Raw genomic sequence first — 10,556 nt, forward strand, 5'->3', positions numbered from 1 at the left:
CTCAATTATAAATGACGAGCCGCATCGACCATACCATCAAGCCATTCTTGATGCCCATTAATCATGGGATTGGGTTTCGTTTTGGCGAGTGCTTTGGCTGGGTTGCCATTTTGTGTTTCTTGGGTCAGAATACGAATTCTTTCCCCTTCTAATTCTTCCACCAACCAAGCGTGATGCACATCCAAACGGGTTTCGCCTTCACCTGCCCAGCCACGCCATGCAATGCGTCCGAGCCCGTTTTTCGGTGCGACATATTCTACGACTTTCGCATAAACAGGAAAACCGAAAGTTTCAAAATAAAAGGTTTCATTTAAGGCTAAGTGTGTTTTCGCATATTGAATATTGGCAGAATTGGCATAGTAGTTCGGCCATTTATGGGGATTGGTCAACAATTCCCAAATATCTGCTAACCTCACCCCTTTAACGATAACCTCATTTGAACAGAAATTATCCGTTTCACCGGGAATATAACCTTGTGGAAAAAATGGCAGATTGTGTGTTTGTCATATTTATCCCCCCGGTTTCACTAAATTATTGGCATGGCACGAACGCACCCATCACAGTGAGGCTTTTAAATGGTTGCGGGAAAAAATAGCAGAAACGGTGGCTAAGCCAAACTTGAAAATTTTTTAAAATCTGACCGCACTTGAGTTTGCCAAAATGCCAAACAGGACAATACTGTTTGGCATTTTTTACTTCCAATTTTTGATTAATATTTCAATACCTCACCTTCTTTTGGCACCGCCACTCGATCAAGTTTGTTTTCTTTGACGAATTGACGCATTTCATCGGAGGTTAGGCTGGCGTGGTTTACTGCGTCCATATGCACGGTGATGATATCGGCTTTGGGGGCAGCTTGATGGGCTTTGGCAACATCGGTTTTACCCATAATAATGCTGTCATTAGGATAATTTTCTAGCTGAGCATAGCCGGTATTCATCACGATAATTTCCGGTTTGTAATGGGCAAGTGTATGATCCACCTCATAGTTCCAAATGGTATCACCCACGATATAAAGTGTTTTTTCGCCTACAGCTTGCATCACCACACCCATTGCTTCACCCAATAATTCCGCAATTTGAGGGATGGCATACATTTCATCGGTACCGTGCTGTCCGCCGGTTTTGCTTAATTTAACCTTATTAAATTCGGTATTTTTCCCCACCACACGCACATCTTTAAAACCTTGCTCACGAATGATTTTCGCATCGCCTGCATTTTGCACAAAAATCGGCAAGGTTTTCGGAATCATTTTTTGTGCTGCTTCATCCCAATGATCGGCGTGTGTATGGGTGACGATCACCGCATCTACCCCCTCAATCACGTTGTCGGCAGGCATTGTCATATCAATCAACGGATTGCGTTTTTCACTGTTTAGTGTGCCTTCAAAACCTGCATAACTGCCTTTGGGGGCAAGGTAAGGGTCGACTAAAAATGTGCAGCCTGCAACGTTAATTTTTGCCGTAGCATTACGGATATGTTGATAGTTGATCTCTGCATTGGCAAGGCTTGTTATTAACGCACCGACTGACAGTAAAGTAAATTTGAATTTCATGGTTTTTCCTCTTAAAAATGAAATAATGGATATCGCTTGTTGCGATAGCGCCTATTATCCAGCCATAGTAAAAATAAAAAAATTGACTTAAAATTCAAAAAACATAAAATTCAGGTCAATTTTATGAGGTGAGAAAAAGATGTCATTACCCACCGTTGCGCTTGTGCTTTATCCCAATTTCAGTCCTTTTCATTTTTCCGTCCCTTATATGATTTTCACTGCAGAAGTTGAAAATCAGGCACTTTTTCAGGTTAACATTGTGGCGGAAAGTCCACAGATCTCTCAATCTGCTCATACCTTCATTCAGGCAGACGGTGATTTAAGCTTATTGGACGCTGCCGATTTTGTGGTGATATGCGGCTGGGATAAGCCGCAAGATGAACCCTCGGAAGCTTTAAAGCAGGCATTAATGCAGGCATATCAGCGGGGAGCAACACTTGTTGGGTTATGTTATGGGGCTTATCCCCTTGCTTATACAGGCTTACTTAATGGCAAAAAAGCGACCACTCATTGGTTGGGGGAGGGCGATTTCAAGCAACGTTTTCCCCAAGTGCGGTTAGATTGCAACTCAATTTATATTGAAGATTCGGGTGTTATCACCTCTGCGGGCACCGCTGCCGGATTAGATTGCTGTCTTGCCATTGTGCGTAAACAATACGGAGTGAAAATCGCCAACCAAGTGGCAAGAATATTGGTGATTTCTCCTCATCGGGAGGGGGGCCAAGCTCAATTTATCGAACAGCCCCTCACCCGTAAAACCCCTAATGAAAATATCAACGAATTATTGGAAGCTATTCGAGCCAGCCTTGCCGAGAATCATTGCATTGATCATCTTGCCGAACGCTTATTGATGAGCCGTAGCACCTTTACCCGCCATTTTCGTAAGGCAACAGGTATGGCGTTTAATCAATGGTTGATTGAAATGCGGTTACAAAAGGGGCGGGAATTATTGGAAAGTACCAAACTGACGATTGAGGAAATCAGCCTACAAATCGGTTTTCATTCCACTACCGCCTTTCGCCAACATTTTAAACAAAAACACCATATTAGCCCGAAACAATGGCAAAAGCGGTTTGCCTGAGCGCTCAATTCAAGGTGATATTTAATTGAAATAATTTGACGACAAATGAATAATACCTGCCATCACTTTCCCGATTCAAGGATAGCCAAATATGAAAAAAATCAATGTTGCCATTGCCGGTAGCGGATATTCCACCCGTATTTTCCATGTCCCTTTTTTTAAACATGACCCACGTTTTAACGTCGTAAAATTTTTTGAACGCGCCACGACAAGAGCGTTAGACTGGTTTCCCCCTATTGAAATTGTCTCAAGTTTTGAAAAATTACTCACCGATGAGGTCGATTTCATTGTCATTACCACGCCCAATCAAACCCACTATGAATTTGTTAAACAAGCGCTATTAGCCCAAAAGCATGTATTAGTGGAAAAGCCGTTGGTGGTGAGTGCCGCCCAAGCATTGGAATTGGCGACGTTAGCCCAAAAACAGGGTGTGGTGCTTTATACCTACCAAAACCGCCGTTGGGATGCACCGGTTGCCACCGCCCGTGAAATTCTTGCACAAGGCTTGATCGGCAAGCCCGTGGATTGTGAAATTAGGATGGATCGCTATGCCAAAGAAAAAAATGTGAAGGCATGGAAAGAAACGGGTGAGAAGGGAACAGGCTTGGTTTATGACCTTGGCGTACATTTGATCGATCAGGCCGTCAGTTTGTTTGGCAAACCGCAAGCCGTTTTTGCCGATATTCGCTATCAACATCCCGGGGCGTTATCAGACGATAATTTCGATATTCACCTTTATTATGAAAACGGCTTAAAAGTGGCGTTAAAAGCGAGTAAATATGTGCGTGAAACCACGCCGTATTTTGCCTTGCACGGCGATTTGGGGTCTTATGTCAAACGCAACCCCGACAATCAAGAAGCTTTGCTGAATCAAGGGGTGATTCCACAGGGAAATTGGAATGAAGAAAAGGAAGCCGATTGGGGCATTTTACACACAGAGCTTAACGGTGAAGTGGTGCGAAAACCCTATTCTAACGCCAAAGCCAGTTACTTGGATTTAGTTGATAATCTCTATCACAGCATTGTCAATAACGCCGAACCGGCAATAAAAACGGAAGAAGTGGCATTTGTCCTCCACATCATCGAAAAAGCCTTTGAAAGTGCGGAAAAAGGAATGAAATTGGCGTTATAAATGCTCTGATTCATTTGGCTTACTCTCAATCAATGAAAAGCGCGGTCAATTTTTAAAGGATTTTTAAAACCGAAAATCCGAGCAAAATTGACCGCACTTCTGATCTGCCTTTATGGTAGATTATTTATCCAACCCTTTCTCTTTCAGCCATTTTTCCATTAAATCGGCGAGTTGTCGGTTGTTTTTTTCCCCCATGAGAAAATGGGAATTGCCTTTAATACCAATCTCAGGTAAATGCACTAAGGTGGCATCGCCGCCGTGTTTGTTGATGGTGTCCACAAATTGTTTTGCCATGGCAAACTCTGTGCCCCATTTATCTTCACCGACATTTTCTGAGCCGAGTTTGATGTAGTCACCGTAGTACAGCACGATAGGGATTTGGGTGAGTTTTAAGAAATATTTCATCGGCACCCCCATAGCGGTGGCGGATAAATGTTCAAATCGGGCTTTGGTGATTTTCGGCATTTCGTTTTCCGGGAAAACAAAAGGTGTGCCACCCGGTTCATAGGCGACAATGCCTTTTACTTTATCGCTACGAATTGCCGTACGCCAACCGATGGTGCCACCCATGGAATGGGTCACCAACACCGCCCCGTCTGTTTGATTGACCAGTTGCGCCAATACATCGGCGTTTAAATCGTTATCCAAGGGCCCCGATCCTACAGACCAGCTTTGTTGGAAGGCTTGATAATTGCCCTCTCCCTCAGGGAATTGTTTATTGGGAACAGGGTAGCCCTGTGCATTGTAATGCCCCACTCGGGATAAAATATAGAAGGTTTTATCGCCGTACATTGGGTTGCTTGCCCAAGGGGTGGCAGGATCTAAGGCTTGGGTTGAAAGGTTGGATTCTCCGCTACGAGGTTGATCGAGCAAATAAACAGGATACCCTTTGCGTAAAAAGAGGTTGTTAAAACCTTCACGGCCATCTACCGTGCTTTCCCAAGTGCGTTTGGATTGTGCCCCGCCGTGTTGGAAAATCAATGGATATTTTTTTGCATTAACCGGTATTTGATAATTCACATAGGCAAAATCACCATAAGCACGTTGACCGTTTGGAGAAAGAAAGTTTTTCTGTGAGAACCTGCCTTTGTGGGTTACATAACTTCCGCCCACGGTAAAGCTGCCTTGTTTTTCAATTTGTAAAGTAGATGAAGGAACACTTTGGCAAGCTGCCAATAGCGTAACGGAAAGTGCGGTTAAAAAAAGAGGTGTTTTTTTCATATTTTCCTTGTGTAAACATTAAATTCGGCATCATTATATTTTTCACATTGTGTAAGATAAATAGGGTTTTCTTCACTAGGCTTTTGAACAAAATTCAACAATTTTCGGATTATTGAATTATGTTCAATAGGCTATTCGGCTTTTCCCCTCTAATCGAAACAATTTTTTGTGGTTACAATGCGCCCGTTTTTCGTCAAGGAGTTAAGTATGATTAATCAATCTAAACGTCATTTATTAAAAACCGGTGGTTTAACCGCATTAGCAATGGGCTTGGGTGGTTCGGCGATGTTCGTAGCGGCGAAAACGGGAAAACAACCGATTTCTGCATCACCCGATAAAATTCCCGACCAACGAAAATTAGGCAATTTAACGGTTTCTTCTCTCGGCTTAGGCTGTCAGGGGTTGGGACAAAATATGTACGGCGTGCCGCAACCAAGCCGTCAGCAGGCGGTGCGTTTGGTGCATCAGGCCTTCGATCACGGGGTGACATTTTTTGATACGGCAGAAGCCTACGGACCTTTTGAAAGTGAGCGGGTGGTGGGGGAGGGGGTGAAATCTTTCCGTGATCAAATTATCATTGCGACCAAATTCGGTTGGGATATTGATCAACAAACGGGACAACGCACCGGCAAGTTAAATAGCCGCCCCGAGCATATCAAGAACGTGGTGGATGCGATGTTACAACGTTTACAAACCGACCGCATCGACCTGCTTTATCAGCACCGTGTTGATCCTAATGTGCCGATTGAAGAAGTCGCCGGTACAATCCAAGATTTAATGAAGCAAGGCAAAGTGTTAAATTGGGGACTGTCGGAAGCGGGTGAGAAAACGATTCGTCAAGCCCACGCCGTTCAGCCCTTAACTGCCGTGCAAAGCGAATATTCCCTGTTTTTCCGTGGACGTGAAAAAGATGTGATTCCGCTTTGCGAAGAATTAGGCATTGGTTTTGTGCCTTGGTCGCCATTGGCAATGGGTGCGTTAGCAGGCTATGTGGACGAAAACAGCCGTTTTGCGGCAGATCCAAGACAAGATTTGCGTGGCATTATTCCCCGCTTCACCCCTGAGGCAATGCAGCAAAATGTGAAATTGATTCGACTCGTGGAAAAATGGGCAAAACGCAAACTTTGCACACCGGCACAGTTCTCTTTGGCATGGTTAATGGAACAAAAAGCGTTTATCGTGCCAATTCCGGGCACCACCAAAGCACGCCATTTATTGGATAACCTCGGTGCGGACGACGTGAAATTTAGTGCCGAAGAACTCCGCCAATTTCACCAAGAACTAGACGTGATTGACATTGTCGGCTTGCGTTTACCGGAAGCAATTTTAAATTTCTCTGAGGCGAAATAACCCCAAAAGGTTGGTTTTGTAAAACGCCTGCAAAATCGACCGCCCTTTTTAGCCTATCAACTCGGCTCAAATAATATTTGCCTTAGCGGTCAAAACTTTTTTAGAATTATTCATAAATCACTAGGGCAATTTATTCACACCTTTGGTGCCGTTGGCAAAACCAACGTTTAAAAAACGTTGTTTTTTGTCACTGCTCTTTTTTATCGGGAAAAAATTAAATGAATTTACTTATAAAACTTGTTAAATGGATCGTCATTTTGGCGGTAATGATCGGTATCGCTGTTTGGGTGTTTTTAACCTATCATCCTGTATGGGGCGGTAAACCTGATGCAGCGAGCCTTGCCAAAATACAAGCCTCGAAACATTATGACGGGACACAGTTTCAAAACCTTGAAAAAACGCCACTAATTACTTCTGAAGAACCGCTTTCCCTTTGGCAATGGGCTTATAATCATTTGACGACAGCGGAAGATAAGAACCCTAACGCCCCTTTACCGACAGTAAAATTAGATAATTCTCAATGGCAAAACGGTAGCGTGGCGTGGTTGGGTCATTCCACCACCTTGTTTAAAACAGGCGGCAAACAATTTATTACCGATCCGGTGTTTTATCGTGCCTCACCCGTACCGTTTACAGGTGAACCTTTTGCGATGACAAATAAACCGGTGATTGATGATCTGCCGAACATTGATGTGGTGCTGATTTCTCACGATCATTATGATCACCTTGATTATCAAGCCATTAAAGAAATTGTAGCGAAAGGAAAAGCCAAACAGTTTATCGTCCCTCTTGGGGTGAAAGCCCATCTTGTGCGTTGGGGGGTACCTGCCGAGCGCATAACTGAATTGGATTGGGAAGAGCAAACCAATGTGGGCGATATTGCGATTACTTTTGTTCCTGCCCGCCATTTCAGCGGACGTGAAATGAACGTGCAAAATCCAACCTTGTGGGGTGGTTATGTGGTGAAATCCCCGGATTTATCCCTGTATTTCAGTGCAGACAGTGGCTACGGCAAGCATTATGCCGAGATTATTGCAAAATATGCTCCTTTTGACTTTGTGATGATAGAAAACGGGGCTTATGATCCTAAATGGGCGTTGATTCATGAAATGCCGGAGCAAGGTGTTCAAGCATTGAAGGATATTCACGCTACCAAAGCGATGCCGATTCACTGGGGAAAATTCGATCTTGCCAATCACCCTTGGAAAGAGCCGATTGAGCGTTTTACCAAAGCGGCTAATGAAGCAGGATTTGATATTGCTACTCCACAAATCGGAGAAGTTTTTCATATCCATGGTAAATTACCCCAAACTTCATGGTGGGAAAGTGTGAAATAAATCCATAAAGAACGCACAGATACTTCAATTATTCCCCGCCTTAACAGAGCCGATCTTTGTCAGAAGCGGGGAATCCAGCCAAAAGGTAAAATCCGTCCCCCACCTTTCCTTACTTATTTGGGGATTTTACACTGTGCGAGAATATCAAGTTTTTTATAATAAACATTTTCATCATTTTTCGTATCCATCATAGAGAAAACGGTGTGAAAATAATTATCGTGGGTATATTCTTGCGTCTCGGCATTTTTACGTAAACAAGCTAAATCAAAACCTTCATTTTTTACCCAAGTCGGTGAGAACCACATCACCATTGGAACACGTGTCTGATAAACCGGTGCGATGGCATAAGGTGCAGCATGGAGATAGATACCATCTTCACCCAAACTTTCACCATGATCGGACACATAGAACATTGTGCTTTCCCAATTTGGTTGTTTTTCTAAAAGTTTAATGACGTTATTCAAAAAATTATCAATGTATAAAATGCCGTTATCATAAGTGTTGACTAATTGCTCATTAGAACATTTTTGGATTTCATTGGTATCACAAGTAGGTGTAAATTGCTCAAAAGGTTTGGAATAACGCTCGTGATAAGTTGGTCCATGGCTACCAATAGTGTGGAGAACGATCACCGTATCTTTGTCGGATTTATTCAACTCGGCTTCTAAATCTTTAAGTAGAATTTCATCTAAACATTCGCCGTTTTTACAATATTCTGCAAGATTTAATGCTGTCATATCCTGTGTAGGTACACGCTCGCACACCCCCTTACACCCCATATCGTTATCACGCCATAACACCTCAATACCTGATCGTTGCAAAATATCCAACAGATTATCTTCATGTGAGGCCTTTGTCTCATCATAATCGGCTCGAGTATAGCGGGAAAACATACAAGGTACGGAAATTGCCGTTGCCGTACCACAACTGGACACGTGCTTAAAATTGATAATATCGTCACGAGCTGCTAAATGCGGTGTAGTTTGACGTTCATAACCGTTTAATCCCCAATTTTGCGCACGTGTCGTTTCCCCAACCACCAAAATTGTTACATGGCGGTAGGCATCCGGTTTCACTAACAGCGTTTCTAAGCCAATTTCTGAGAAAGGTAAATCGGTTTTATAGTGTTTTTTCACAAGCTGAATACTTGAACCGATAAAATTGGAAGGCAAAATTAAGTGGGTAATTTCTTTATGATTGCGGGAAAATGCGGCATAGTCCTTGTAATAGAATTTACCAATCAGCATCACCATCATCCCTGAAAACGCCACCATTCCCATACGCATTAAAATTTCTTTATACCAACGACGGTAATTCACTTGTGTACGCACATAAAGCCATGCGGGAATAACACCTAATAAGAAAATCCATAATAAATAAGGAAAAGTGATCATCCTTGAACTTTCGGCAAAATTAGTTTGTAAAACATTGGTGAGTTGGTCACTATCGAAATAAATGCCAAAGAAGATTTCTTGATAACTGATCGCGGCACTAATTACCAATAGTAGCGGAATAATTAATTTATGCAGAATAGGTAAAGCAATCAGCTGAAATGCCGCATTAAGCGTGAAAAAAACAAAAAACGGTATAGTGAATAAAAAATAATCTTCCACACTCCCTGTAAAAGGATGGTGTTTTAACACCGTTTGGTAAAACGGGTAATTGAGAATGAGCGTGAAATAAAGAGAAATAAAAGCAATTAATACTGTGGAAGAAAGTGAAAATTTCCGGAAAAAATAACGAGAAAATTGCATAAAAAACTTAAACCTTGTTGATGTTAAAAATAAACCGAAAGCGAGAATAACACGCAAATCTTAAGATTATCTTAAGTAAAAAAGTTCTGAGGTATCGGTTTTTATGCGGAAAGTGCGGTTGATTTTCAAAGAGAATTAAAAAACGGGCAATTATTACTGCCCGTTTTTGCTTATTTTGTGGAAAGTTCCATCGGCACTTCCATCAACAAAATTTCCGTATCACTTGAGGCTTCTACATTGAAATTTTCAACATCCCACACGCCTAAACCATCGCGCTCGGAAAGTTCAACGCCTGCGACTTTAGCTGAGCCTTTGATGACAAAAATATAGACACCGTTTTTAGTATCGTGTAAGCGATATTCTTTCGCTGTACCTTTGTCGAATTTTGCCAAATTAAACCACGCATTTTGGTGAATCCACCCCCCTTCATCTTCCGCATTTGGCGAAAGAATTTGTTGGAAATCGTTCGGTTTTGCGTCGTCAGTCAGGCTAATTTGTTGATAGCGTGGGGTGACATTGCGTTTATTTGGGAACACCCAAATTTGTAGAAATTTCACCGGTGTATCCGCATTAGGGTTCATTTCACTGTGGGTAATCCCCGTGCCGGCGGACATCACTTGGATATCGCCACGGCGAATCACGCTGCCGTTGCCCATACTGTCACGGTGCGCCAAATCGCCGCTTAACGGAATAGTGATAATTTCCATATTGTCGTGCGGATGAGTACCAAAACCACGCCCGCCTTCCACGAAATCATCATTAATCACCCGTAATGCCCCAAAATGGATACGGTCAGGATCGTAATAGTTTGCAAAGCTAAAAGTATGACGGCTTTTCAACCAACCGTGATCCGCATTACCACGGGAATTGGCAGAATGGAATACAGTTTTCATAAATACTCCTTAATCAATTTAAAGACGGTTTAAACATCATCATGTTTGTTTTATAGGGCATATCATATACTTTTTCTAGAAAAGAAAAATGGCGGTTATATTGAAACATTTTTTACTGAAAGGAAATAATCATAAAGGGAAAAGTGCGGTTGGATTTTTAGACGTTTTATGAAAAAAGGGGTGATGATCGCTCCTTTCTCTCTTATTCCGGTAAAAAATAAAGGGGCTGACGT

Annotated in this window: 9 protein-coding genes; 4 read left to right on the forward strand and 5 right to left on the reverse strand. The window is 42.4% G+C overall.

The window, feature by feature from the left end:
• Positions 1-5: 5 nt before the first annotated feature.
• Entirely contained in the window at positions 6-416 is a 411-nt protein-coding gene (locus tag BKK52_RS09635) for an SRPBCC family protein (RefSeq protein ID WP_242650026.1), read from the reverse strand.
• 293 nt (positions 417-709) lie between these two features.
• Entirely contained in the window at positions 710-1,555 is an 846-nt protein-coding gene (locus BKK52_RS09640) for an MBL fold metallo-hydrolase (protein ID WP_077478578.1), read from the reverse strand.
• A 139-nt stretch (positions 1,556-1,694) separates the two neighbouring features.
• Between BKK52_RS09640 and BKK52_RS09645 the strand changes: the two genes are divergently transcribed.
• Positions 1,695-2,636 (forward strand): GlxA family transcriptional regulator, encoded by a 942-nt coding sequence (locus tag BKK52_RS09645; RefSeq protein WP_077478579.1) that lies wholly within the window; start codon positions 1,695-1,697, stop codon positions 2,634-2,636.
• Positions 2,637-2,727: 91 nt separating this feature from the next.
• Positions 2,728-3,768 carry a Gfo/Idh/MocA family oxidoreductase gene (locus tag BKK52_RS09650; protein WP_077421020.1) on the forward strand — a complete coding sequence of 347 codons (1,041 nt, stop codon included), beginning with the start codon at positions 2,728-2,730 and terminating at the stop codon, positions 3,766-3,768.
• 120 nt (positions 3,769-3,888) lie between these two features.
• On the opposite strand, the gene BKK52_RS09655 is transcribed toward BKK52_RS09650, so the two are convergent.
• Positions 3,889-4,989, reverse strand: a complete 1,101-nt coding sequence (locus BKK52_RS09655; protein ID WP_077473804.1) for an alpha/beta hydrolase — start codon at positions 4,987-4,989, stop codon at positions 3,889-3,891.
• Between the two features lie 207 nt (positions 4,990-5,196).
• Between BKK52_RS09655 and BKK52_RS09660 the strand changes: the two genes are divergently transcribed.
• Positions 5,197-6,339, forward strand: a complete 1,143-nt coding sequence (locus BKK52_RS09660) for an aldo/keto reductase (protein WP_077421018.1) — start codon at positions 5,197-5,199, stop codon at positions 6,337-6,339.
• Between the two features lie 218 nt (positions 6,340-6,557).
• Positions 6,558-7,676, forward strand: a complete 1,119-nt coding sequence (locus BKK52_RS09665; protein WP_077478580.1) for an MBL fold metallo-hydrolase — start codon at positions 6,558-6,560, stop codon at positions 7,674-7,676.
• A gap of 113 nt (positions 7,677-7,789) precedes the next feature.
• Here the strand turns inward: BKK52_RS09665 and BKK52_RS09670 are convergent, their stop codons facing one another.
• The gene (locus BKK52_RS09670) at positions 7,790-9,430 is read right to left on the reverse strand and encodes a phosphoethanolamine transferase (RefSeq protein ID WP_077421016.1); all 1,641 of its coding nucleotides are present in this window, start codon (positions 9,428-9,430) and stop codon (positions 7,790-7,792) included.
• A 170-nt stretch (positions 9,431-9,600) separates the two neighbouring features.
• Positions 9,601-10,323 (reverse strand): pirin family protein, encoded by a 723-nt coding sequence (locus BKK52_RS09675; RefSeq protein WP_077478581.1) that lies wholly within the window; start codon positions 10,321-10,323, stop codon positions 9,601-9,603.
• Between the last annotated feature and the right edge of the window lie 233 nt (positions 10,324-10,556).

The organism is Rodentibacter trehalosifermentans (assembly GCF_002000545.1).
GTDB classification, from domain to species: domain Bacteria; phylum Pseudomonadota; class Gammaproteobacteria; order Enterobacterales; family Pasteurellaceae; genus Rodentibacter; species Rodentibacter trehalosifermentans.

Coding starts and splice junctions, on each gene's coding strand:
- BKK52_RS09640 (WP_077478578.1), bottom strand. CDS start 1,555: ATGAAATTCAAATTTACTTTACTGTCAGTCGGTGCGTTAATAACAAGC.
- BKK52_RS09645 (WP_077478579.1), top strand. CDS start 1,695: ATGTCATTACCCACCGTTGCGCTTGTGCTTTATCCCAATTTCAGTCCT.
- BKK52_RS09650 (WP_077421020.1), top strand. CDS start 2,728: ATGAAAAAAATCAATGTTGCCATTGCCGGTAGCGGATATTCCACCCGT.
- BKK52_RS09655 (WP_077473804.1), bottom strand. CDS start 4,989: ATGAAAAAAACACCTCTTTTTTTAACCGCACTTTCCGTTACGCTATTG.
- BKK52_RS09660 (WP_077421018.1), top strand. CDS start 5,197: ATGATTAATCAATCTAAACGTCATTTATTAAAAACCGGTGGTTTAACC.
- BKK52_RS09665 (WP_077478580.1), top strand. CDS start 6,558: ATGAATTTACTTATAAAACTTGTTAAATGGATCGTCATTTTGGCGGTA.
- BKK52_RS09670 (WP_077421016.1), bottom strand. CDS start 9,430: ATGCAATTTTCTCGTTATTTTTTCCGGAAATTTTCACTTTCTTCCACA.
- BKK52_RS09675 (WP_077478581.1), bottom strand. CDS start 10,323: ATGAAAACTGTATTCCATTCTGCCAATTCCCGTGGTAATGCGGATCAC.